Annotated in this window: 24 protein-coding genes and 2 tRNA genes; 15 read left to right on the top strand and 11 right to left on the bottom strand. The window is 56.2% G+C overall.

Going from position 1 to position 22438, the window contains the following annotated elements:
• The gene (locus tag EL18_RS07600) at positions 1–585 is read left to right on the top strand and encodes an HD domain-containing protein (RefSeq protein ID WP_036481438.1); all 585 of its coding nucleotides are present in this window, start codon (positions 1–3) and stop codon (positions 583–585) included.
• 24 nt (positions 586–609) lie between these two features.
• On the opposite strand, the gene purN is transcribed toward EL18_RS07600, so the two are convergent.
• Both purN and purM read right to left on the bottom strand, forming a co-directional pair.
• The gene (gene purN, locus EL18_RS07595) at positions 610–1317 is read right to left on the bottom strand and encodes a phosphoribosylglycinamide formyltransferase (protein ID WP_036481435.1); all 708 of its coding nucleotides are present in this window, start codon (positions 1315–1317) and stop codon (positions 610–612) included.
• A complete protein-coding gene (gene purM, locus EL18_RS07590) occupies positions 1314–2378 on the bottom strand; it encodes a phosphoribosylformylglycinamidine cyclo-ligase (RefSeq protein ID WP_036481432.1) in 1065 nt (354 codons plus the stop codon). Before purM ends, purN begins: the two co-directional genes overlap by 4 nt.
• A gap of 241 nt (positions 2379–2619) precedes the next feature.
• Here purM and EL18_RS07585 point away from each other — a divergent pair, with 241 nt between their 5' ends.
• From EL18_RS07585 to EL18_RS07550, 10 genes are all read left to right on the top strand, one after another.
• Positions 2620–3180: a CDP-alcohol phosphatidyltransferase family protein gene (locus tag EL18_RS07585; protein WP_036481429.1), complete on the top strand. Its 561-nt coding sequence runs from the start codon at positions 2620–2622 to the stop codon at positions 3178–3180.
• Positions 3149–4288: an AI-2E family transporter gene (locus EL18_RS07580; protein WP_036481426.1), complete on the top strand. Its 1140-nt coding sequence runs from the start codon at positions 3149–3151 to the stop codon at positions 4286–4288. The genes EL18_RS07585 and EL18_RS07580 overlap by 32 nt, the downstream gene beginning before the upstream one ends.
• Positions 4285–4986 carry a DnaA regulatory inactivator HdaA gene (gene hdaA, locus EL18_RS07575; protein WP_036481423.1) on the top strand — a complete coding sequence of 234 codons (702 nt, stop codon included), beginning with the start codon at positions 4285–4287 and terminating at the stop codon, positions 4984–4986. Before EL18_RS07580 ends, hdaA begins: the two co-directional genes overlap by 4 nt.
• 121 nt (positions 4987–5107) lie before the next feature.
• Complete coding sequence (locus tag EL18_RS07570; protein ID WP_036484226.1) at positions 5108–5332, top strand: DUF378 domain-containing protein; 225 nt, start codon at positions 5108–5110, stop codon at positions 5330–5332.
• A 160-nt stretch (positions 5333–5492) separates the two neighbouring features.
• Positions 5493–5669, top strand: coding sequence for a hypothetical protein (locus EL18_RS17925; RefSeq protein WP_161781977.1), 177 nt, complete (start codon positions 5493–5495; stop codon positions 5667–5669).
• Positions 5670–5786: 117 nt separating this feature from the next.
• Positions 5787–5863, top strand: a tRNA-Pro gene (locus EL18_RS07565).
• Positions 5864–5950: 87 nt separating this feature from the next.
• Complete coding sequence (locus EL18_RS07560) at positions 5951–6256, top strand: ETC complex I subunit (protein WP_036481420.1); 306 nt, start codon at positions 5951–5953, stop codon at positions 6254–6256.
• 11 nt (positions 6257–6267) lie between these two features.
• Positions 6268–6344 (top strand) — tRNA-Arg (locus EL18_RS07555).
• A gap of 1353 nt (positions 6345–7697) precedes the next feature.
• Positions 7698–7973 carry a sunset domain-containing protein gene (locus EL18_RS18425; protein ID WP_081871118.1) on the top strand — a complete coding sequence of 92 codons (276 nt, stop codon included), beginning with the start codon at positions 7698–7700 and terminating at the stop codon, positions 7971–7973.
• A gap of 446 nt (positions 7974–8419) precedes the next feature.
• Positions 8420–8866, top strand: coding sequence for a DUF4145 domain-containing protein (locus tag EL18_RS07550; RefSeq protein ID WP_051913869.1), 447 nt, complete (start codon positions 8420–8422; stop codon positions 8864–8866).
• A gap of 50 nt (positions 8867–8916) precedes the next feature.
• Here EL18_RS07550 and EL18_RS07545 read toward each other — a convergent pair whose 3' ends face one another.
• The 4 genes from EL18_RS07545 to EL18_RS07525 all read right to left on the bottom strand — a co-directional run bounded on the left by EL18_RS07545 (position 8917) and on the right by EL18_RS07525 (position 11265).
• Complete coding sequence (locus EL18_RS07545; protein WP_152552973.1) at positions 8917–9366, bottom strand: hypothetical protein; 450 nt, start codon at positions 9364–9366, stop codon at positions 8917–8919.
• Positions 9367–10021: 655 nt separating this feature from the next.
• Positions 10022–10375 carry a hypothetical protein gene (locus EL18_RS07535; RefSeq protein ID WP_081871210.1) on the bottom strand — a complete coding sequence of 118 codons (354 nt, stop codon included), beginning with the start codon at positions 10373–10375 and terminating at the stop codon, positions 10022–10024.
• A gap of 96 nt (positions 10376–10471) precedes the next feature.
• Positions 10472–11041: a hypothetical protein gene (locus EL18_RS07530; RefSeq protein ID WP_051913867.1), complete on the bottom strand. Its 570-nt coding sequence runs from the start codon at positions 11039–11041 to the stop codon at positions 10472–10474.
• Entirely contained in the window at positions 11038–11265 is a 228-nt protein-coding gene (locus tag EL18_RS07525; RefSeq protein WP_152552972.1) for a hypothetical protein, read from the bottom strand. Before EL18_RS07525 ends, EL18_RS07530 begins: the two co-directional genes overlap by 4 nt.
• Before the next feature lie 356 nt (positions 11266–11621).
• Between EL18_RS07525 and EL18_RS07515 the strand changes: the two genes are divergently transcribed.
• The 3 genes from EL18_RS07515 (at position 11622) to EL18_RS17915 (ending at position 13165) form a co-directional block, all read left to right on the top strand.
• Complete coding sequence (locus EL18_RS07515; protein ID WP_036481402.1) at positions 11622–12338, top strand: hypothetical protein; 717 nt, start codon at positions 11622–11624, stop codon at positions 12336–12338.
• A gap of 53 nt (positions 12339–12391) precedes the next feature.
• Positions 12392–12592 (top strand): hypothetical protein, encoded by a 201-nt coding sequence (locus EL18_RS17920; protein ID WP_161781975.1) that lies wholly within the window; start codon positions 12392–12394, stop codon positions 12590–12592.
• 396 nt (positions 12593–12988) lie between these two features.
• Positions 12989–13165 (top strand): hypothetical protein, encoded by a 177-nt coding sequence (locus tag EL18_RS17915; RefSeq protein ID WP_161781974.1) that lies wholly within the window; start codon positions 12989–12991, stop codon positions 13163–13165.
• 283 nt (positions 13166–13448) lie between these two features.
• Here EL18_RS17915 and EL18_RS07505 read toward each other — a convergent pair whose 3' ends face one another.
• Positions 13449–13658, bottom strand: a complete 210-nt coding sequence (locus tag EL18_RS07505) for a hypothetical protein (RefSeq protein ID WP_036481396.1) — start codon at positions 13656–13658, stop codon at positions 13449–13451.
• Between the two features lie 793 nt (positions 13659–14451).
• On the opposite strand from EL18_RS07505, the gene EL18_RS07495 reads away from it, so the two are divergent.
• On the top strand, positions 14452–14865 hold the full coding sequence (locus EL18_RS07495; protein WP_036481390.1) for a hypothetical protein: 414 nt from the start codon (positions 14452–14454) through the stop codon (positions 14863–14865).
• Positions 14866–15250: 385 nt separating this feature from the next.
• Here EL18_RS07495 and EL18_RS07490 read toward each other — a convergent pair whose 3' ends face one another.
• The 4 genes from EL18_RS07490 to EL18_RS07475 are packed head-to-tail and all read right to left on the bottom strand — an operon-like array spanning position 15251 to position 22434.
• Positions 15251–16903 carry a type I restriction-modification system subunit M gene (locus EL18_RS07490; protein ID WP_036481387.1) on the bottom strand — a complete coding sequence of 551 codons (1653 nt, stop codon included), beginning with the start codon at positions 16901–16903 and terminating at the stop codon, positions 15251–15253.
• Positions 16900–18129 carry an AAA family ATPase gene (locus EL18_RS07485; protein ID WP_036481384.1) on the bottom strand — a complete coding sequence of 410 codons (1230 nt, stop codon included), beginning with the start codon at positions 18127–18129 and terminating at the stop codon, positions 16900–16902. Before EL18_RS07485 ends, EL18_RS07490 begins: the two co-directional genes overlap by 4 nt.
• Positions 18126–19421: a restriction endonuclease subunit S gene (locus EL18_RS07480; RefSeq protein WP_200875506.1), complete on the bottom strand. Its 1296-nt coding sequence runs from the start codon at positions 19419–19421 to the stop codon at positions 18126–18128. The genes EL18_RS07485 and EL18_RS07480 overlap by 4 nt, the downstream gene beginning before the upstream one ends.
• On the bottom strand, positions 19414–22434 hold the full coding sequence (locus EL18_RS07475; protein ID WP_036481377.1) for a type I restriction endonuclease subunit R: 3021 nt from the start codon (positions 22432–22434) through the stop codon (positions 19414–19416). Before EL18_RS07475 ends, EL18_RS07480 begins: the two co-directional genes overlap by 8 nt.
• Positions 22435–22438 lie beyond the last annotated feature (4 nt).

Raw genomic sequence — 22438 nt, 5'->3', positions numbered from 1 at the left:
GTGGATGATCGTGAGCGCAATCGCTCGATCCTTGCATTCGTGCAGGAGGCTGAGCGGCTGAAGGATACGTTGCGCAGCGGCTTCACCCGTCAGGGTAGCCCCGAAAGCGTTGCAGAGCACAGCTGGCGGCTTTGCCTTCTCGTCATACTGTTCGAGAAGGAGCTGTCGGGCCTGGACATGCTCAAACTCGTGAAATTGTGCATCCTCCACGATCTCGGCGAAGCGATCTCTGGCGATGTGCCAGCCATCGAGCAGAAACCGGACAATGGCGCGCGGCAGGCGCGCGAACGTCGCGACTTCATCACCTTGTGCGAGCCGCTGCCGCAGGACCTGCAGGCCGAAATGCTGGCGCTGTGGGATGAGTATTGCGCTGCAAGAACCGCGGAAGCCATCTTCGCGAAGGGTTTCGACAAGATCGAGACCATGCTGCAGCACGTGATCGGCGGCAATCCGGCGGATTTCGATTATGCCTTCAATCTTAGCTATGGGCGCGAGAGAACCGGAGCTCATCCGTTACTGGCGCAGATACGCGAACTCGTCGATGAAGCGACAACCGCACGCGCGAAAGAAAACGGCCAGCTCTGAACTGGAGCTGGCCGTGTGTTTTGACTAGGGCGTCAGCCGCGCCAGATCCTCGATATCGAAGACTTCCTCGATGGATGACGGCACCAGAAGCGTGCTGTACTCGCCCCATCCGACATTGGCGTTGCGCGCGAAGACCGTGCGCCCGTTTTCCATGGCTGCCTTGCCGGAGGCAACCAGTGCCAGCGCCATCGGATAGGTTTGGTGCTCCATCTTCAGCACACGGGCATTCAGCTCTTCTTCCGTGTCATGGGGCAGAACCGGAACCGCGGCTTGCGCGATGATCGGTCCGCCATCCATTTCCTGCGTCACGAAGTGGACCGTGCAACCATGAATGCGCATGCCGGCTTCTAGAGCACGCTTGTGCGAGTTCAGGCCCTTGAACAGTGGCAAAAGGGAAGGGTGCACATTCAGCATCCGGCCTTCCCAGCGCTTGACGAAGTCACCGCTCAACAGCCGCATGAAACCGGCAAGACAGATGATCTCCGCGCCAAGGCCGTCCAGCGCTTCCTCGATCGCCGCCTCATGCGCGGCCTTGTCGGGAAATTCAGCGCGTGGAATCGCGATGGCTTCCAGGCCCGAGGCCTTGGCCGCGGCAAGGCCTGCTGCATCTGCATTGTCGGAAATGACGCCGACGATCTCGGCGGGATAATCGGCTTCTTCTGCCGCGCGGATCAGCGCCGTCATGTTGCTACCGCGGCCGGAAATCAGGATGGCAGTCTTTTTCTTTGTCATAGCTCAAGCTCTCCGCGATAGATTACGCCATGCTCGCGGCGCGGGACAATGCGCCCAAGCGTCGTGACATGCTCGCCCGCCTTCTGAAGCACACCGGCCACCTGTGCCGCCTGGCCAGCGGCGACAACGGCGATCATGCCAATGCCGCAATTGAAGGTTCGCAGCATTTCAGTCGTCTCGACACCGCCTTTGTTTGCGAGCCAGGCGAATACCGGCGGGGCGTCGATGGCATCGAGATCGATTTCGGCCGCATAATCATCCGAAAGGACGCGCGGAATATTCTCAGGGAAACCGCCGCCGGTTATATGGGCCAGCGCCTTCAGGCCATGGGTGTCGCGAATGGCCGAAAGGAGCGGCTTGACATAGATGCGGGTTGGTTCAAGCAGTGCCTGACCGAGCGATGTGCCGCGCGCAAATGGCGCTTCATCCTGCCATTGCAGGCCCGAAAGATCCACGATCTTGCGCACTAGCGAGAAGCCGTTTGAGTGAACACCCGACGAGGAAAGGCCCAGAATGACGTCGCCTTCGGTGATGTCGCCGGTCGGCAGAAGCTGGCCTCGCTCTGCGGCGCCGACGGCGAAGCCTGCCAGATCATAGTCATCGCCATGATACATGCCCGGCATTTCCGCCGTCTCGCCACCGATCAGCGCGCAGCCTGCCTGACGGCAACCTTCGGCAATGCCCGATACGATGGCCTCGCCCTGTTCCGGATCAAGCTTACCGGTTGCAAAATAATCGAGGAAGAAGAGCGGCTCGGCTCCCTGCACGACAAGATCGTTCACGCACATTGCAACGAGATCGATGCCCACCGTGTTGTGGATGCCGGCATCGATCGCGATCTTCAACTTCGTGCCGACACCATCATTGGCCGCGACCAGCACGGGATCGCTAAAGCCTGCGGCCTTCAGGTCGAACAGGCCGCCAAAGCCGCCGATCTCGCCATCCGCACCGGGCCGGCGCGTGGAGCGTACCAGTGGCTTGATGCGATCCACCAGCGCATTGCCGGCATCGATATCGACACCCGCATCGGCGTAGGAGAGGCCGTTCTTCTTGTCGTCCATGATGAGTGTTCCTGCCCCAGTGCGACCTTCGGCGCGGCTGCCCGACGCCTCCTGACCGGCTAATTGCATGCCTCGGTGATGGCTGCAAGCTTGGGTCGGCCTGCACCCACTGCTTTGTGGGTTTGCCAGCTGGCCCAGTCGCCTCCTGAATGCTTGAGCTGACGCGAACCATCTCGCTCATGCTATACGGGAAGGACGGCGCGCGTCCATTCACCGCCGAGGCTTTGAAGGGGGGCAGAAGGTGACAATACCCAATCTCATCACGCTGTTGCGCTTTCTGCTGGTGCCCGCGGTGGTTTTTGCACTGCTGAAGGGACATATGGGATGGGCATTCACCGGCTTTCTGGTGGCAGGAATCTCCGATGGCGTGGACGGTTTCATCGCTCGTCATTTCAACCAGCGCAGCGAGCTTGGCGCCTATATCGACCCCATGGCCGACAAGCTGCTCCTGGTCAGCGTCTTCATCGTCCTGAGCTATCTGGAGGTGCTTCCTCTCTGGCTTGTCATTGCGGTGGTCTCTCGCGATGCGCTTATTGTGGGCGGTGTCCTGCTTGCCACGATCATGGGCAATCCGGTGGCCATGAAGCCTCTCATGGTTTCCAAGGCGAACACTGTCGCGCAGATCGTGCTTGCGGCAGTGGTACTGGCGGATCTGGCCTTTGCTTTTTCCTCAAGCTTCCTCACGCATGCGCTCATCTACGCCACCGGCCTCTTGACCGTGGCTTCTGGCGCGGCCTATCTCGTTGACTGGATCAAGCACATGGGCGGCTATGTCGACACAAATTCCCCCGGAGGCTCGTGAGCCTGCCGCACCCGTAGCGGGCTGGACGCGCCAGGTGATGTTCTGGCTGCTTGGCGCAGCCTTCCTGATCGCGTTCCTCTACGTGTTCAGTTCCATCCTGCTGCCCTTCCTGGCGGGCATGGTGCTTGCCTATTTCCTTGACCCCGTTGCCGACCGGCTCGAGAAGATCGGGCTTTCGCGCACTGCGGCAACGGTCGTCATCCTTCTTGCCTTCCTTGTGACCGTCACGCTGGCATTGATGCTGGTGGTGCCTGTGCTGTCCAATCAGCTCGCCGATTTTCTTGTAAGGCTGCCGGATTATCTTTCTCGGCTTCAGGCACTCATCACCAATCTGGACCCGGAATGGTTCGAGCAGGTTCTGGGTGTTTCCGAGCAGGAATTGCGCGAAGGGCTGACGGCCCTGCTTGCCCAGGGTACCGGCTTCGTCGCGACGCTGTTCAAATCGATCTGGACCTCCGGCATGGCGATCGTCAATCTGGCAAGCCTCTTCGTCGTGACACCGGTCGTCGCCTTCTACATGCTGCTTGACTGGGACCGCATGATCGAGCGTGTCGACAGCTGGGTGCCGCGCGACCATGTCGAGACGGTTCGACAGATCGCGCGCGACATCAATGCTGCAACGGCCGGCTTCGTGCGCGGGCAGGGCACACTCTGCCTCATCCTCGGTCTTTACTACGCCATAGGTCTGACACTGGTCGGGCTGAATTTCGGTCTGCTGATCGGTTTCTTTGCCGGACTCATCAGCTTCATTCCCTATGTGGGTTCCCTGGTCGGGCTGGCGCTTTCGATCGGCGTGGCGGTCGTGCAGTTCTGGCCTGAATGGTACTGGGTCGCAGCCGTGGCAGCGGTCTTTTTCTCAGGCCAGTTTCTTGAGGGCAACATATTGCAGCCCAAGCTGATCGGCCGCAGTGTCGGCCTTCACCCGGTATGGCTCATGTTCGCGCTGTTTGCCTTTGCGCTTCTGTTCGGATTTGTCGGGCTCCTGATCGCGGTTCCCGCTGCCGCTGCGATCGCGGTTCTGGTGCGCTTCGCGCTTGCCCGCTACCTGCAGTCTCCGCTCTATGGCGGGGAAAGCAGCGGAACATCGGCGGATCGTGAACTGCCATGATGCAAAGGCGCGAGGGGCCGCGGCAACTTCCGCTTGATCTCGCTCATGGCGAGGCGCGCACGCGCGACGATCTTGTCGTGACAGAGGCAAATGAACAGGCACTGGCGCTGGTCGACCGCTGGCCGCAATGGATTTCACCTGTCGCGCTGCTCGCAGGTCCGCCCGGAAGCGGCAAGTCACATCTGGCGGAAATCTGGCTTGGTGAGAGCGGAGCAGTGTCGGTGCCCGCCGACAGCATCACGACGGAGACGGTGGAGACTGCGCGCTGTCAGCCCATCCTCGTCGACAATGCCGATCGCGCTGATCTCGACCAGCGCGGCCTGTTTCATCTTATCAACGCAGTGAAGCAGTCCCATTCCTACCTGCTGATGACGGCTCGCTCCTACCCCTCATCCTGGGATATCCGGATCCCCGATCTTCTGTCGCGTTTGCGCGCAGCTCAAATCGTCGAGATTTCGGAACCAGATGACATGCTGCTTACCGGTGTCTTGATGAAGCTTTTCGCCGACCGGCAGGTCGTCGTCGACCCGCATGTGGTCCAGTATGTCACGCGTCGCATGGAGCGTTCCCTGTCGACCGCGCGCCTGGTCGTCGACCTTCTGGATCGAGCAGCACTCGAACGAAAGTCGAAAATCACACGAGCGCTGGCTGGTGAAGTTCTTGTCGAACTGGAGCGCTCACACCCGCGCCAGGAGTGAGGGGGCGGCGATACTGCCGGCTTCTATGACATTTTAGTGATCTGGTTGTGTCCCAGGCGCGGGAACAATCACCTGCATGCCACGTTTCCAAGCCATTCAACGCGACAAAGGGCTTGGCTCAATGCACTCACTCAACGCAATCACTCTGCTGCTGATCATTGTTGGCGGTATCAACTGGCTTCTCGTCGGCCTCTTCGGCTTTGACCTTGTAGCCGCCATTTTCGGGGGGCAGGACGCCCTTCTGGCACGCATTGTCTACATTCTGGTCGGTCTCTCCGCCCTGTGGCAGATCATGCCGCTCATGCGCTCCTTCTCCGGCAGCGAAGCACACGCACAGCGCCACTAAAAGGCGTATCGCGACCGGAAACCGCTGGCCTTCCCTCCCGCCGGCGGTTTTCGCGCGTCTGGATCCCTCCGCGAATCGGTGTCCCTGCACCGCCAAACGTTAAGGTTTTGTTTTCCGGCTCATATTAAGCTGAAGCCCATCCTGAGCGGAGGGCATCCTCATGCTGTATGATCTGACGGATTGGATAGGCGAGCGTATCGAGCTCCTGTTCTTCAGACTCGGCCTTGTCGTAAAGGAAATCACGACCACAAATGTCATGGATTGGTCTGCAGCCGCGTGGCTGCTGATCGCGTGCATGCTGTCAATTCTTCTGCTGGGCGTGGTGATCCGGCGTTGATGTCGGCCATCTGGATGACACGGGATGAGCCAACAGCAGAAACCCCTCTGTTTCATGTAGAATTTCCCAATTCGGCTCTTGCACTGCACAGCCGCAGACTATAGGGGTTCATTCGCTCGGAGCGTAGCGCAGCCTGGTAGCGCATCTGGTTTGGGACCAGAGGGTCGCAGGTTCGAATCCTGCCGCTCCGACCATCTCCTGTTCAGCCGCCAGGCTGGCAGGGAACGCGGGTACGGCGCTCGCCGTTTCCCTCTGGTCGCAACGCGAGAACGGGGTCATTGATGTCCGCGCGCATTTACAGCCCTTCCAGAACCGCCATGCAGTCCGGCACGGCCAAAACCGGCCACTGGGTTCTTGAATTCGAGCCGGAAGCGCCGCTGACCATCGATCCGCTCATGGGCTACACCTCTTCCAGCGATACGCGCCGTCAGGTCAAGCTGACCTTCGCAAGCAAGGAAGAAGCGATCGATTACGCGACCCGCAACGGAATCGCCTACCGTATCGAAGAAGCCAAGCCTCCGAAGCGCCGGCAGGTGTCTTATGCGGAAAATTTCCGCTATGACCGCAAGATCCCCTGGACACACTGAACAGGGCTCACGGTCCCGTAGCTCAGTTGGATAGAGCACCGGCCTTCTAAGCCGATGGTCGCAGGTTCGAATCCTGCCGGGATCGCCAATGATTTCAAATATTTAGAGGGCGTTTGCGTTAATTTTTTTGTTGCGTCGTGTTGCAATCCAGTTCCCTTGATTTTCAAGGGTTTTCCCGCACACTCGGCAGCTACACGCAACACGGCTGCAACACAGAGAAAGTGTAGGAGATGATGCGAGTAGTTGCTGGCAACGAATCGATTGCCGATATGGAAGTGGTGCAGCTTGACAGCGGTGTTTGGAGTTTGTCTGTCACGTACGATTATTGCCCCACCGGCCATGTATATCCGGGTCTTGAACCAGGTAAGAGTGTCCGAATCTACCAAGGGTCAGAACTGAAATTCAATGGCGTAGTGGCACGTCGGTCTTCAGAAGGCAGCCCCTCGCACTTTTCGATGAAATGCGATTTAAGAGAGGCGTAATCATCGGACCTCTATTTCGACCAAGCCTTTCTGCCTGTGCGCCATAATATGAAATTTCCGCGGTCTCCCGAGCAGTAGCTAAGACAACAAGCAGAGAGGGAAGACCTTCTCGCGAAGGCGCTGTCATCTGACTGTCTTGTACCAGGAGTCCCATGGCTGATTGCCTCGCCTCTAGTTGGCCTTCTCATCTCTTGATGCGTGGCCGAGACGTGAGCCGATCTTCTTGATCGGTGACGCGATGGGATTCAGCCTTCCCATCCGACACCTAACTTCAGTCTCTTGATCGGCTCACTTTCCAACCAAGCTTGATTTCACTTGCGCCTCTCACAGAGAACGCTCCCCTGTCTGAAGGTGTTGGGTCTCGTAAGCTTAACTTTTGCAGCCGACTTGCCGCCTTATGTCCAGGGAGACAGCGATCAATGATGATAGATGAAATGGGAATGTGAGGAATGGGAGCAATGGGCGTTCTTTGGCTTCTATTCCTTCTGCTGATCCTTGGCGTGTTTGCACTCATCAAGTACATCCGCCGCAAATAGCTCAGAGATGCGATGAGTGACCCTGCCGCTCATTTACCCACTCGCCCACAGGCTTCCCGATGATCCGTGGAGCAGGAATGCCTGCGCTGCGAGAGAGCTGAGATGACCTATATGCAGCAATAGGCTGTACAGCCCAGCCGACTCACCTTTGGATAGCATCTCGGTTCCAGGCACTGACTGAGAGGGAGGCCAGAGGCGCGAACGCTTGCCTTGGCGGCATTGCTGCTTTCTTCCTATTTTGCCACCGCGGAGTGCCACCCTAGCGGCGACCCGTGCCTACCTGTCACCAGCGATGCGGACTGTGCAGGCGGGAGCGGGAACGGTTCTGAGTATGCGTCAGGCCCTATCCAAGTGATTGGGCCGGATGAGTATCGGCTTGATCGGGATGGTGACGGCATCGCTTGCGTGCCATGGAAGTGACGCATGCGAAGACGATGGCTCCTCTTAGCTTCAGCTCTAGTGCTTCTCGGTGCCTTCGCCTGGGGCTATTACCTGGATCGGTTCACTTCCTTAGCAGCTCCATTTATCGATCCGCGCTTCAACATAAAAGGAAACATCTCAGCTTCTGGCGAGCGCATTTATCATCTGCCTGGGCAGGAGTACTATACACGCACGCGCGTCAACTGGTTGAGAGGTGAGCGCCACTTCTGCAGCGAAGTGGAGGCAAGGCGCGCGGGGTTCAGGCGATCGAGAGTTTAGCGCTTAATACACCAGTTCATGCCAATATGGAGCACTGCCCTGGCCCGCTCTTGTCGAGATTACGATAGGCTTTTGCTTCTGGGGAGAGGCGGTCTGATCTAACCATCACTCCCTTGAACCCTTTATCGTCCCTGCAAACGTGTTTCGCCATCAGGTTAATGACACTCTTTAGATGTTATTGCGGCTGTCTACTATCTCTGGTTTTGTCACGCTAGTTGATTCTGCATCGGGAGGGGCGGTGAATGATGGTCGCGTTCGCAGTAGCTTCAAGTACAAATAAGGGAACCATACCCGGAGAAAAGCTACTAAGGGTCGGGCGATGCCCTCACTGCTCCGTCGCGTCCCCCAACCTTAACCTACTATGGCATGATACCTGGCAGCGCGTTAATGAATCACGCTGGGCCAGCTTTCGCTGCGCTACGTGTGGCGGTGTAGTTACAACTTTGATGCGCTACAATGGCAGCACACTGGAACTTCACAAGCTCTGGCCAGACACCAAATCTGCTCACGAAGACATTCCCGATCCTGCACGGACCTTCCTTCAGCAGGCCTATGAAACGCTCCACGCTCCTGATGCTGCCGCTGTCATGGCAGGCAGCGCGGTAGATGCGATGCTTAAAGTGCACGGATACGTGGAGGGATCGCTTTATAAACGCATTGACGAAGCACTCAAAGATAACGTCCTTACCAGCGGTATGGCGCAGTGGGCACACACGGTGCGCTTAGGCTCGAATAGGCCCCGACATGCCGATGAAAAGAAACCACATGTTTCGCCGGATGAAGCTAAGCATTCAGTCGACTTCGCCGAAGCACTCGGGAACTTTCTTTTTGTCCTGACGGCCAGGATAGATCGAGGAATCAAAGCTGCTGAGGAAGCCGAAGGTACAGACTAGCACCAGTGTCTTTGCTATTGCGGCTGGGCAGACGAATGTAATTTCAGACTTCACGCAGCCTCTTGCTTTCGCTTAGCAGCCTGTTTCTGCTTCCGCCGTTCCCATCGCTTTTGAGCCCATGAGAAGTCGGCTGGCTTATCTGTGATGATGCTGGTGAATGCTGCGTCCGAACGCCAGGTCAGAACCCCGCGGGCCTCGTCCGGCTCGTCTGCTATGTTGGTATCAATTTGCCCGCTTGCCGGGGAACGAAGGAACCCCTCGATCAGCTTGCTTTCGTTATTCTGCATGTCGCTGCGAGCAAGACTTGAATAAACCGCCATCAAAGCCCTGTTTTTGCGGGCTCTTCCGGTCTTGGGGTTGCTGCCCTGTTTCCGGCACCATGCTTTGAAATGCAGTCCCTTTGTAGCAGCACATCGGCACCATGCCGCAAGTGCAGATCGCTCATCTTCGCGCTCCACATAGGCGAGCCACGAGACTGCTTCCTCGGTCTGCGAGATCATCTTTGCCGATGGCCGGCGAAGCATTGCCTTCCAGAGCTCTTCGCTCGCTTCCTTGTTGCGCTACTCTCCCCAGCCGCTCCGGTCTGCCCAGGTGTGAGCATATCCAAGGGATGCGGACTTAGCGTGCTGAGGTCCAACACGGGCGGTCGATGCTGCCTCATGGATCTCGGCTGCCAGCACAAGGCGCTCTGCGATCTCTTCAGGTGTCATGAACCTAGCCCCCCAATAAATCCATTTATCAGAGAGAAGAAGTGGCTGATGTGATTCCGGATGAGACGTGCACACGGGCCAATTAGTGGAAGCAATAGTGGCAGCACGCTGATCAGCAAACTAGTGAGCGCGATCAGCATTGGCGTCTGTACGACAGGATTTCTGCTAGTTGCGAGCATGATCACCTGGCCAATGCAGCCAATTGGTCTGATCTCGAATTCATATGCTGAACCCTCCTCGACATCCAAATCATCCCGGAGATCGAGATCCATCCATATCTCGCCTGCATTGGGCTGGCCCAAGACGATCACTCGTTTCCGTTGTCCGTTGCACGCAATACAAGCGACCTTCCACCGTGGGATGTCACCTCGATCATTCTTTGCCACACGGACGACGTCGGATCCAACATCACCGGTCTGTGCCTTTTTGACCGTCAATCTTACCTTCAAGACGCATCTCTCCTGTCATCCAATAGATCTAGTTGCTCCGCATTTGGTCCAAACCGCTTCACGATCCTTTCATACAGCATGCCATTCAATGCGAAGCGGATCGGAACGATGCCGCGTAGGTCTTGCGCCACGAATTGCCGCTCACCGGATGGCATCACGTCCCAAAGCTCCAGCAAGGCGCTTGCATCGCGATCGATGAGAGGCTGGCACTTCCTCACCATGTCGCTGACGGCCCAGAAGCCGGTTTCGTCCATCAGGAGCAGATTGTTGCCTGCTTCCCTGATCGTAGTCAGCACAAGCCTGAGATGTCCTTCCCCATATTTGCGATAGATGCGGTCGAGCGTGGTCACTGCTCTCGTTTCCCCGATCTCAGGGTAACGATGGGCGTCGTTTATCTTGATACCGAACTCGTTGCAGAACTCTTCGATATGAGGGGGGCGCAATTTTCATGCTGCGATTACACCCGTTCGGGAGTCCAGCAAGCGGGTCGCACAGGCTCTCCACAACAGCAGATCAATTGTTGCGACGCGCAACCCAGTTTCCCGAGCTAAGCGCTCGCACAATGCTTGTGCAGTTACTCCTTCCCGATCGGCCAGCCGCTTCAGGTGAACATCCGGTTTGGCACAGTCCAATCCGCAGCTTTTCGCCAAATGATAGCGAGTGATCTTACCGATCCAAGGCAGCGACTGGCAAAAAGCAAGCTTGTCGTTTGATACAAGAAACTCTTCATAAAACGCTTCACGATTGCTCCATATCGTCTCCATTGCAGCTGCCTTCCTTCGATGAGCGAATACACCTGCTACAGGCTCTCCTGCCCGTAGCGCCGACCACACCCGACGCTCAATTAAGCGTGCTATCTCGTATTTCATCCCAGAACAGCAGATCACCCAGATTGCCTCGCGGGCAAAATCCTTTGCATTGGTGGGTGCGGCAATCCTCTCAGAATAGGCGATGTCCACTTGACCCTGCACTCCAAGCAACGCGGCCAGCTGATAGAAATTTTCGACTGTAATCATCTTACCTCCACCTCCACGGGCCTCGTGCCCAGACGAAATAGCTTTTCAGCCTTCATACGGGTCGTGCTGATCTTCTCACCATCCCTGCGCAGGTCGCCATTGAAATAGGCCAACAGTTGATTGGTGCAGGCCTTCTGTGCCTCAAGCTCGGTTGGATAGATTACCGGCTTCTCGCCCTTGCCCATGATCGGTTTTGGGTGCGTATCTCGGGCCAACCGGATCATGGCCCAGAAGCCACCACCAGGCAGAGGGGGAGGATAGGCCGAAAAATAGTTAACAGCATGCTCTCCATTGCCGGTGGCTCTTGACCGTTGTCGCTGCGGTATCGGGTGAAGCGCGCCTCGAAGATCAGGTTCTCCTTGACGCCCTGATCTTCTTCCAGTCGCTATCCGAGGCAGCCTCAGCCCTACGTTCCTCGAAGAACTTGAGATTGCGGTAGACGTAGAAGATCGCATCATAGGCCTGCTTGGCTGGATCCAGTATTTTGAGGAAAGAAGCCGATACTTGTCCCAGATTTCCATCGTCTCCCTCCCTCAGCGGTATAATCATTCGGTCGATTCAACCGGAAAGATTCGGAGAGATGGCGATCATGCGGAACCCTCGTGGCACCGGCGTTATTCACGGAACTGGTATAAGAACCATCAGCGCAATGGCTCTCGCCGCAGTCGCATTTTGCTTCGGAGCTGCAATTGAGTCGGTTTCGGGTTTTGCTTCCTGGCTTAGGGACTGGCAGTCTTTGGCCGGATCGTTTTTTGCGATCACCGCAGCGGTCATCACTATCCAACAAATGAGAAGGTCCGATGCACTGTCCACTTCTCTCGTATTGCGGACTGAAGTTCGCAAAGTAGCCCGAGCATATGATTTTGCTGTGAAGCGATTGAGGAGTGCAGCCCATAGAGCTCGCATGCTTCGAATCAGTGTTGAAACAGCCCTCTGCGTCGAGAAACAAACCGACCAATTTTGTGAAAGAGTTGATGCTTACCAGGAGTGCCTGCAGGAGATCCGAGATATCGCAAGCGATGACCTTATAAATGCGGTTCGCCCACTCTTCGAAGCTGCGGACGAAACTAATCTGAAAGACCTTCTTAAGCAGAATTACACGTTTGAGGGTGATCTTAAGAAGTATCATAGACTCTCTATAGGCGAACCCAAGGACTTTGGAGAGCAACTGGAAATACCTAACTCCCAGTATATAAAAAGCTATACAGTTCATCTCCAAAGCGTGCCTGAGCAGGCGGAGAAGCTGGCAGACTCCATAGAAAGATTGCAAAGCGGGTTCAGTAAATACCAGCTTTGAAAATCGGTCTACGTTACCCTCTCCATCCGTTGAGCCAGCTTCAGTTCCTGACAATGACCGGCAGCCCACATCGCAATGACGCAGGCGTCTCGGCTGACCATGATGGGGGAGACAATCCGGTGCATGTCGCAGAAGGACTGGGCCCGCTGTTCCGGCTTGCCATTGATGCTCTTGGGGAAGATCGTCTGCCGGGTTTCGTAGCCGGTGACTGTTCCGAAAGTTTCTGGGATGGCAGTCCAGCTGTGCGATATTAAGTTCCATTCTCGCAAAATTAAGTAAGAGTGTACGCTTCTTGCGGCCACGAACCCGGATGCTTCTGTGTTAAAAATTGTTAACTATACTGATCAGTCGAACTTTTGACATTTGAACTTATTGCTGGTCGGTTGTTCCGCTTCGTTACGGTGTTTGCACGCTTTGATCGGGTGAGCGTAGTCGCCTCAATGCTGACGACCTACTGTCCGGTACTTGTCTGCGAAGTTAGCAATAGTCTAGTGAGCCGAAACCATTAGACTGATACTTGCGATACTGTTGGGACTGTCGGTTCCTGGCATGGCCGGAGCCCAGGAATATTGGGCCGGAGCCGGATGTACCCAGAAGCTATGGCCCGAAGGCGGCCCCCATTCCGCTACCTCTGACTTGGCGAGAACGGGATGGATTTCCAGTCTACCGAGTGCATCGTCATCGGCTGGAACGAAAACAAGGTCGCCCAAGTCGGCTGCCTTGATGGCCGCATGTTCGACCTGGTTTACAAATCCTACGAGCTGATCGAGTTCAACGGCATCCAGTTCATCAAGACCGATGACTCGGACGGGGAATCTTGTGACTGATGCGGGCGCTCATTCTCGCGCTCGCTGTTGCGCTCCCCTGAAGTGTGCTCGCAAACGAGGGTAGTTTTGGGCTGCAAACCCTATAATAAAGGGCACAGCAGGTTGTTGCGGCGGTTGCAAGCTTTAGCCACCGGATCGAGCCGCTTCTTCTCCGGCTTCGGGAAGATCCAGTCGTCGCCGTATTCGGTCTTGTCCTTGGCGGGATCGTAGGTGGTGGGCTCGCGGGTATCGGTGCCACCGAAGACTTCATCCTCAGCCGCGTCGAGTGCGGCATCAATGTCGTCTACGTCTTGCGGCTGGCGCTCTTCTGCGCGCGGCTCAGAACGTTCTCGGTCGCCTTCTGCGCGACCTTCCTGCGCCCGGCTTTCGCCACCAACCGACGCTGTGACGCCAACTCTTTCAGCTCCGCTTTCTTCTGCGGATCTGACTCGCGGTTCGCCCTCTGCTCCAGCTCGCGCGCTGCCTTCAGATGATGTTCCGGGCTGTACAGCATCGGCTTCTGCCTTTGGCTCCTCAAAGTGGGGAGCCTTCTACGACAGTAGTATTAGGCTCAGTCATTCCGTCGGTGAACTGAAATGCCGCGCGCTCCAAGGCGTCAACCGTCTCCATCTTGCCAACAACGGCGATCGCGAGCACGCTTCTAATCTTCTCTGTTGTCAGCAGTCCGACGATTGCCGACCTCGCAATCAGCACAGAACTAGTCGGCCATTATGCGGCAACCCAATCCACCTCGACTTGATTGACGACGCGCGTGGAGTCTAACGCCCTGCAGAGCGTTGGGCATCGGTAAACAGTGGGGACGGCATTGTTCACTCTTCGGCGCGCACTGGACATGAGCAGATCTGACTGTGGCACGGCAAGCCTCGTTGAGCGGTAGGGCCGGCATTCTGTTGAGAGGCAGGCTGCGTATCATCATTCCTCACAGGGTGACGATAGGAGTATACCGACTGTTCATGTTCACCGATTGCCCGGTCCACCTAATTCCGGCGGGGACACATCGGGAGCAAGAGCCGCTTCCATTGATCGTGAGAGGCGTGCTTGCTCTCGCTGGTATAATCCGCCAGACACGCACTTTATCGCGTTCTGGAACAATAGGCGGAGCTGGAGACTGCGCTCCAGCTACGGTCAGTGCCACAGGTGCTGCGGTACTGACCGTCTGCCGACACTTTTCGATGCTGTGGCTCAACATCGCTTATCGACCTAGAATCTCTCTCGAAAACCAGACTTTAAAGTTTCGCTTTGGAAGTTGTGCTAGCATCAAGCGCTTCAGAAGCAGGGGAGTACTAATGAAGTTGATAACAATCGCCTTCCCAGGTGTAGTGTGCGTCTTTTCGACTGTCGCGTTCGCACAATCCTCTATCCGATCAGCGGATGATACGTACCTGATCGATAGCTATTCAGCTTTCATTGGCGAACGTGATCTTCACAATTCAAGCGGAGAGCGTTTGACGCAGCCATGGCAGATCATCAGGCAGGACAGAGCGAACTACCACAGGTTTGGGCGTCGCGACTCGCTCGATCAGACCGATAGTTTTTTTCACAGCGCCAGCAACCGCGCGATCTTGGAGATGATGCTGCGGCGAGGCAAGATTTCGCCGCAGGCAGCTCGAGAAATTCTTAGTGGCTCTACTTTCGTATTAGTGGAGATCTACGGTCGCGGGAATAGGGGTGAGTACGTTACGGTCACCACCTCGCGTTAGGTCACTAGCGATGGATGTGACGCACGAGATCCGTGTGTTGATGAAGACGCACGGCTACGCGGCTCCTGATATGCTCATGCCATTAAATTTGAATTTTTCGTCAGCGGTAGATGTCAGAAAATTTCAACATCTTCAGTCGCCCAGACGTGCTGGTGCTCGAGGTTTCGGCTGCGCTAGGGGGAGGGAAACTCACTAGGATCGGTTCGATGGCGCGTGCACAAGCGAGTTCGTTCTCGATCTTTTGAATCAATGAATGGCAGCTAACTGATGGTGAGAGGCGAAACCGAAGGTCGCCTCTGGATTGTTAGACCGCAACGCGCTGCCATTTTGGCCCTTCCTTGGGTGCCGATCAGCGCCCAAGAGCGGACATCCTACAAGCCTCACATCATCCTTCTGAAAGCGGCAAAAGTGGAAGCCCAAGCTCCTTCAAAAATGCGTTGTGCTTCGTCGTCGCCTCACGGGTTTGCTTGTCGAGCTTCATCAGCTCTTCGTGGGTAGCTGAGAGATCAATTTCGGGCTCCGGTTCGGCTGTGCTGATGTAGCGTGAGATGTTGAGGTTGTAGCCCTCCTCAACAATACGCTCCATTCTCACGCGCTTGGAGTAGCGATCCTCTTCCTTGCGGAACTGGTACGTCTCGATGATCTTGCCGATGTGGTCAGGCGTCCCGTTACTGCCGTCTCCCAATTGGTTCTGGCGTTTGCCTTTTATAAAAAGCTCCGCCGCGTTTATGAAGAGCACGTCATCCGGCTTCTTGCACTTCTTCAACACGAGGATGCAGACCGGGATGCCCGTCGAATAAAACAGGTTCGCGGGCAGGCCGATAACCGTGTCAATGTGACCATCCTTCAGCAGTTTCGTGCGAATGCGTTCTTCGGCCCCACCCCTGAACAGAACGCCGTGGGGCAGGATGATGGCCATCACGCCTTCGTCCTTGAGGTAGTGAAAGCCGTGCAGCAGGAAGGCAAAATCTGCGGCTGATTTTGGCGCCAGCCCGTAATTCTTGAACCGCACATCGTCCCCCATGGCCTCACCGGGAGTCCAACGCAAACTGAAGGGGGGGTTGGCCACGATGGCATCGAAGGAAGGCTTCTTGGCGGGGTTCAACTCGCGCAGGATGTCCCAGTCATTGTTCAGCGTGTCGCCATGGTAGATTTCGAACTCGGTGTCTTTCACGCCGTGCAGCAGCATGTTCATGCGAGCGAGGTTATAGGTGGTGATGTTCTTTTCTTGCCCGTAGATTTTTCCGATGCCATGCGGTCCCATGCGCTTTCGTACGTTCAGCAACAGCGAGCCGGAGCCGCACGCGAAATCGAGCACGCTGGCGAGGTGTTCTTTCTTTCCGGTTGCGGGCTCCTGGCTGTCCAGCGTCACGATTGCGGAAAGGATGTCTGACACCTGCTGCGGGGTATAGAACTCGCCGGCTTTCTTGCCCGAGCCGGCTGCAAACTGGCCAATCAGATATTCGTAGGCATCGCCCAGCGTATCCACGTCGGACGAGAAATCGGCGAGTCCATTGGCGATCTCCTTAATGACGGCGCCTAGCTTTGAGTTGCGATCCGAGTAGGACCGGCCGAGCTTTTCAGAAGCGAGATTGATTTCCGAGAACAAGCCGCCGAACGCACTCTGAAACGACTCCTCCTCGATATATTTGAAACCCTTCTGCAGGGTGTTCAGCAGTTCTCCGTTCTGAGTTCGCGCTAAATGGGCGATGTTGGCCCAGAGGTGTTCAGGCTTGATCACATAATGAACCTTGCGGCGCATCTGCTTTTCAAACTCAGCGATGTCCTCAGGGTTTTCCTCATACCAAGCTTGCAGGGGCGTAGTTGCCCCTGTTTGCAGCAATACATCCAAGGGAAAATCAGGGTAATCACTCCCCAATTCTCGCTTCGCTGCAGCCTCATAGTTGTCTGACAGGTAGCGCAGGAACAGGAAGGACAGCATGTAGTCGCGGAAATCGTCCGCGTTCATCGCTCCGCGCAGCGTGTCGGCGATATTCCAGAGTGTCTTACCCAGTTGCTTTTGCATTTGGTCGTTCATTGTGCGGGTACTTCCTGAGGGACGGGAGTGTATGCCGGAGCTGCGGACGGGGCGGAAACAGCGCCCGGCAAGGAGAACTCGAACCGCGTGACGAAATCGCGAAGGATGCGGCGGAAGAGTTCCTTATTGTCCTCGCCCATCTCGGTCGGCTCATGGATTGCGTAGGCGCCATGACTCAACAGGTTCAGGGCTCGGTTGAACAGCGCGCGGTCCTCGTCGTTGTCGAGCGCCTTCAGGCAGAAGGCGATGCTTGAGTGCCCGAAGAAGGATGCCGTCTTCTCCATGACGCTGCGCAAGGCGTTGAAATGGAAAGTGTAGAGCTTGCCCTTCGCGGGATCGGCGGCGCGAAGCAACTCGGCTAAGGTGGCGACATGGTGGAAGAACGGCGTATCCTCCGTTGCCTGAAGCGTGTAGGCGCCATCGCCATTTGGGCGGTGCAGAAAATAGCGCTTGTGGGTGATCTTCGGTTCGCCATCGGCCCGCCTACCCACTTCGTTGCACATCACGTTGAAGAACAGCGCGTGGTGCGAAGAAAGAATCACCTTGATTGGAGCGGACGCACCGTTGGCATCCTTTCGCGTGGCCGCCCGACGAAGAAGCTTGGCGAGATCGCAGGCGACGGAGATGGCGTTGTTGTCGTCCAGCGACGAGATTGGGTCGTCGATGTAGAGGTACTTCTTCCCCTGATAGGATTCATGCCCATCCAGCATCCGTTCACAGATCGCCATGAAGACGCACCAGATAAAGATGTTTTGTTCGCCGCGCGACACCTTGATGTTTGCCTCGCCGCCTTTTCGGAAGCTCACGAAATCCGGCTTGGAGATGGTATCCTTGTCCTGCTGTACCTCCTTGTAGGTGAAATCGAATTCGAAGTCGGCATATCTGAAGAGGTACCGGGCAATGGTTTCGTCCAGCGCAAGTTCGGTCATAGCGTTAAAGAAGGACGACTTCTCGTTCAGTTGCAGGCGGCGCACACTGTCGCCCTCGAGGTCGTTTTCCCAGACGAACAGATCCTCGGTGAAGGCGTTGAAATAGAGCGTGTCGGGCGTGCCGGTCGGGTTCTTCATCTTATGCTTGCGCTTGCCGGCGTCCTTGAACTCCATCGAGAGGCGTGTCTTTCCGGTGCGGTTATAGGCGTAAAGCAACACCAGGTCGGCTGTGTTCAGGTCGTCCCGAAGCCGCGCCACCAGCTTGCCCAGGCCCGTATAAGTGCGGATGCCTCTCATGCATCACCCACCGCGACTGAAGGGAAAAGCTGCTGCATTAGACCCTTCTTGTGGGTCTTGAGCGCATCGAGTTTTCGGGCTTCGGCGGCGATCAGGTCGTCAAGCGAGGCGAGGCAGTCGGCGATCCGCTGTTGTTCAGCCTCGCCGGGAACCGGAAGCTTAATCTTTTTAAGTTGATTGAATGATAGGACTGTTTGCGAAGTTCCAACGCTGTACATCCCAATAATTCTCGAAAACATCGAAAAAAGCTCTATGAAGAATTTGTTCGAGCCGTTCAGGATTCGAAAAACGGGATAATAAATACTTACAATTCCTGTTACTCCAAGTTTATTCTCGTTGAAGTAGAATTTCCGATTATCACTACGACTTCGGTAAGTCATGTAATTGGGTGGAATTACATTAAAGCCGACATTATCCCGCTCAGTAATTCGATCATTGTCATAATATTCCCTTTGCCTCACCAAGCCGCTTCGAGCAGAGGTCATAACTTCATATTCATCTTGAACCGTCGATTGCTCTCGAAACTCCTCGATGAATTTGGCAAGCGTCACTTCCTTCCAATCGTCTGCATCCCGAAACTCCGGAAAGCGAAGGCGGGGTTGTGTTTCGCCTTCCTGTGGGAAAAGCTGTTGCATCAGGCCCTTCTTGTGGGCTTTCAGTGCCTCCACCTTTCGCCCCTGAGCGGTAATCAGCGCGTCCGCCGAGTCCAGACAGTCGGCGATCTTTTGTTGTTCCCTCAGAGAGTTCGGACCCGCTGGGACCGGTACGGGCAAAGCCAACAGATCACGATCATTAATGCTAAGAGACCCGTGGGCGCGGGCACCGACTTCGATGAACCTCCGCAACCACCGTCCGTGCAGATTTCCAAGAAATAGGTAGTTCAAGTAGCTCGGCGATACCGCATCTTCCTTGACACGGAAGCACGTGAAGATACTGTTGGGGACAGCGGCAAGCTCCTCACCAGAGTAAAGCGAAATAAACCCCTCTGGAAATTCCTTTGTCGCGCTCTTGTTGTAGGCGAAGTCATTCTTCTGCAAGAGCAAATAGTTCTTATATGACTCACCAGCGATGATCCGTCCGAATTTCTCCATCTGGCTCACAAGGCCAACACCAGAAGTGATGCTCATTGGGATACATGTCTTGTTCCCAACCTTCTTGGTGCTGATCGACGCCACAGAACCCAGGGAAACACTCTTCCAAGCCCCTGCCTCATGAAAGTCAGGAAAACGCCTTTCAGGCACGGACACTGCCCCACCGCCCATCACGGCTGATGACCTTCCCTTACTACTCATAAGCGCTCAGTCCCGAAATCTCGCGCCCACCGGCGCGCTTCAGCAGCAGCGGCATCAGGTCGGCCATCAGGTCCAGTTCCTTCACTCGCCGCGCCTTCCAGTTCAGGCCAAGGGGTTCCATCAGGTCGGTCAGCGCCTCGCCGTCAAAGATCATGCGTTGCAGGATGGTATCGACAAAACCTTGCAGCGCATCGGTCTTCAGCGCGTGCTTGTCCGCTATGTCCGCCAGTTCCCCCGCGTCCTTCTCCGCCTTGAAACGGCTGTAACCGTCGCGGATGGCCTTCTCGCTCAGGCCCTCGCCCGCCTTGAGAGTGTTGATATAGGCCGCGATATCCTCGCGCTCGTCCATGAACTTGGCGTCGGTCTGGATCAGGCCGATCAACTCCTCGCGGCTCATCTTCTGCTTGCCGGGGGTGGCATCGGAATAACGAGCGATCAGACCCATGATGTAATCATAGTCGATGACCGCCGAGGCGAAGAGGACGAACTCGAAATCCAGCTGGTCGGCTTCCTGGCTTGCCGTCTCCGCACCCTTTCCCTGCTGGGCCCGAAGCCGCTGAGCGGTTTCCAGATAAGCGCCGCGGAAGCCCAGAAGATTGTCACGCGGCAGGACCTCCTCGATGGAATTGCGGTTCTCTTCGGTCAGGTCGGTGTACTGATCAAGCTGGGTCTTGAGGCGCTGCACCTCCTTGAAATGCTCGACGAAGGCCGCACGGGCCGCATCGCCTTTGAGGTTCGGCACCTCTTCGGGGGCGCAGTCGAGGCCCTGCGATTTCATGAAGGCGTCAAGCTTCTGGACGGCTGTTTCCAGTTTCTGGATGACCACGGGCGCCTTGTCGACCAGCCAGATTTCGCGTGCCTTCTCGGCGGCAGCCTCGCCCGAGAACAGTGCGATGGCGGCATCGACCGCGTCCTGCTGCTGGCGAAAATCAAGGATGTTGCCATAGGGCTTGGTGGCGTTCAGCACCCGGTTCGTGCGCGAGAATGCCTGGATCAGGCCATGATGTTTCAGGTTCTTGTCGACGTAGAGGGTATTCAGGAACTTGGAATCAAAGCCGGTCAGCAGCATGTCGACGACAATCGTGATGTCGATCTTGTGATGCGCCTGATTAGGGTAAGCCTTCTTAAGGTCAGCATCCGGCCATTGCTGATCCTTGATGCGCTTCTGCACGTCCTGATAATAGAGGTCGAACTCGCCAATCTTATGATTTGTGCCGTAATGCGCGTTGTAATCGGCAAGGATCGCCTTTAGCGCTTCCTTCTTCTTCTCCGGCTCGACCGCGTTGTCTTCCTTCTCCTGCGGCAGGTCTTCCTGGATCTGCTTCACATCAGGATTGCCCTCGGCCGGCGGGGAGAAAACGCAGGCGATATTCAGCGGCTGGAAGCCGGGATCGGCGGCCAGCTTCTCGGCCTGCAGGGTCTTGAACAGGTCGTAATATCCAATGGCGTCATTGATCGACGCTGTAGCCAGCAGGGCGTTGAAGCGGCGCTGGCCGGTGGCTTGGTCATGCTTGGCGAGAATTGCCTCGATCACCGCGCGTTTCGCCATTGGTTCGCCAGGCTTGGGTACGTTCTTACCCTCCGGCTTGAAGTAGTCGACATGGAACCGGAGGACATTTCCGTCCTCAATGGCATGGGTGATCGTGTAGGTGTGAAGGCGCTGCGGGAAAAGGTCTTCCGTCGTCTTCAAACTGGCTTGGGTGTCTTCGATCTTTTGCTGGGCGGCATTCTGTTCAAAGATCGGTGTTCCGGTGAAGCCGAAGAGCTGGGCGCGGGGGAAGAACTCCTTAATCGCCTTGTGGTTCTCTCCAAACTGTGATCGGTGACACTCGTCGAAGATGAAGGCGATGCGCTTGTCGCGCAGGGGTTTGAGCTGCTCCTTGAAGCTCTTCCTGCCGCTCTTCTTATGCTGCTTGTTGCGCTTGCTGTTTTCATCCAGCGCGAGACCCAGCTTCTGGATCGTGCAGACGATGACCTTGTCGGCGTAGTCATCGGAAAGCAGACGGCGAACAAGGGAGGCGGTATTGGTGTTTTCCTCGACGCAGCCTTCTTGGAACTTATTGAACTCCTCACGCGTCTGCCGATCCAGATCCTTCCGGTCCACGACAAAAAGGCACTTCTCAATGTCCGGATTGTCCTTCAGCAGCGTTGATGCCTTGAAGGACGTCAGAGTCTTGCCGCTGCCAGTGGTGTGCCAGACATAACCATTGCCGCAGTCCTGGGCGATGGACTCGACAATCGCTTTCACCGCATAGACCTGATAGGGCCGCATCATCACGAGCTTTTGCTCGCTTGCGACTAGAACCATGTAGCGGCTGATCGTCTGGCCGAGCGTGCACTTGACGAGGAACGTCTCGGCGAAGCTGTCGAGATGGACGATCTTCTTGTTGCCTTTATCGGCGAACTCATAAACCGGCAGGAAGCGCTCCTCGGCATTGAAAGCAAAGTGGCGCGTATTGTTGTTCGCGAAGTAAAATGTCCGATCACGGTTGCTGATGATGAACAGCTGCAGGAAGCACAGGATTGTCTTGGTGTAGCCGTTGCCGGGGTCGTTCTTGTATTCGACGATCTGTTCCATGGCGCGACGGGGGCTTATGCCAAGGGTCTTCAGTTCGATCTGGGCGACCGGCACCCCGTTGATCAGCAGAATGACGTCATAGCGATGGTGGCTGTTGTCCGTGTTGATACGGAGCTGGTTGACCACTTCGAAGGCGTTCTTGCACCAGTCTCTGATGTTGACGAGAGTGTAATTCAGCGGCGTGCCGTCATCGCGGATGAAACTGTTTCTCTCGCGCAGTGTTCGGGCAGCGGTGAACACGTCGGGCGTGACAATCTCGTCGAGAAGCCGGGCGAATTCGGCGTCTGTAAGGCGGACGCGATTCAGCGCTTCGAACTTCCCCCGGAAATTCTGCTCCAACGAGGCTCGATCACGGATATCCGGGCGATACTCATATTTCAGGTCCTGCAGTTTCGAAACAAGGGACGCCTCGAGATCGCTTTCTGTTGTGTTCATCGTG

The organism is Nitratireductor basaltis (assembly GCF_000733725.1).
In the GTDB taxonomy this organism is placed as follows: Bacteria; Pseudomonadota; Alphaproteobacteria; order Rhizobiales; family Rhizobiaceae; genus Chelativorans; species Chelativorans basaltis.
Note: the sequence above shows the minus strand (reverse complement) of the source record. Positions and strands in the feature narration are given on the sequence as shown.

Coding starts and splice junctions, on each gene's coding strand:
- EL18_RS07570 (WP_036484226.1), top strand. CDS start 5,108: ATGCACTCACTCAACGCAATCACTCTGCTGCTGATCATTGTTGGCGGT.
- EL18_RS07525 (WP_152552972.1), bottom strand. CDS start 11,265: ATGATCCGGTTGGCCCGAGATACGCACCCAAAACCGATCATGGGCAAG.
- EL18_RS07560 (WP_036481420.1), top strand. CDS start 5,951: ATGTCCGCGCGCATTTACAGCCCTTCCAGAACCGCCATGCAGTCCGGC.
- EL18_RS07495 (WP_036481390.1), top strand. CDS start 14,452: ATGAAGTTGATAACAATCGCCTTCCCAGGTGTAGTGTGCGTCTTTTCG.
- EL18_RS07490 (WP_036481387.1), bottom strand. CDS start 16,903: ATGAACGACCAAATGCAAAAGCAACTGGGTAAGACACTCTGGAATATC.
- EL18_RS07485 (WP_036481384.1), bottom strand. CDS start 18,129: ATGAGAGGCATCCGCACTTATACGGGCCTGGGCAAGCTGGTGGCGCGG.
- EL18_RS07550 (WP_051913869.1), top strand. CDS start 8,420: ATGCGCTACAATGGCAGCACACTGGAACTTCACAAGCTCTGGCCAGAC.
- EL18_RS17925 (WP_161781977.1), top strand. CDS start 5,493: ATGCTGTATGATCTGACGGATTGGATAGGCGAGCGTATCGAGCTCCTG.
- EL18_RS17920 (WP_161781975.1), top strand. CDS start 12,392: ATGACCGGCAGCCCACATCGCAATGACGCAGGCGTCTCGGCTGACCAT.
- purN (WP_036481435.1), bottom strand. CDS start 1,317: ATGACAAAGAAAAAGACTGCCATCCTGATTTCCGGCCGCGGTAGCAAC.
- EL18_RS07530 (WP_051913867.1), bottom strand. CDS start 11,041: ATGATTACAGTCGAAAATTTCTATCAGCTGGCCGCGTTGCTTGGAGTG.
- EL18_RS18425 (WP_081871118.1), top strand. CDS start 7,698: ATGCGAAGACGATGGCTCCTCTTAGCTTCAGCTCTAGTGCTTCTCGGT.
- EL18_RS07480 (WP_200875506.1), bottom strand. CDS start 19,421: ATGAGTAGTAAGGGAAGGTCATCAGCCGTGATGGGCGGTGGGGCAGTG.
- EL18_RS17915 (WP_161781974.1), top strand. CDS start 12,989: ATGGATTTCCAGTCTACCGAGTGCATCGTCATCGGCTGGAACGAAAAC.
- EL18_RS07580 (WP_036481426.1), top strand. CDS start 3,149: ATGTCGACACAAATTCCCCCGGAGGCTCGTGAGCCTGCCGCACCCGTA.
- hdaA (WP_036481423.1), top strand. CDS start 4,285: ATGATGCAAAGGCGCGAGGGGCCGCGGCAACTTCCGCTTGATCTCGCT.
- EL18_RS07515 (WP_036481402.1), top strand. CDS start 11,622: ATGGCGATCATGCGGAACCCTCGTGGCACCGGCGTTATTCACGGAACT.
- purM (WP_036481432.1), bottom strand. CDS start 2,378: ATGGACGACAAGAAGAACGGCCTCTCCTACGCCGATGCGGGTGTCGAT.
- EL18_RS07545 (WP_152552973.1), bottom strand. CDS start 9,366: ATGATCTCGCAGACCGAGGAAGCAGTCTCGTGGCTCGCCTATGTGGAG.
- EL18_RS07475 (WP_036481377.1), bottom strand. CDS start 22,434: ATGAACACAACAGAAAGCGATCTCGAGGCGTCCCTTGTTTCGAAACTG.
- EL18_RS07505 (WP_036481396.1), bottom strand. CDS start 13,658: ATGCTGTACAGCCCGGAACATCATCTGAAGGCAGCGCGCGAGCTGGAG.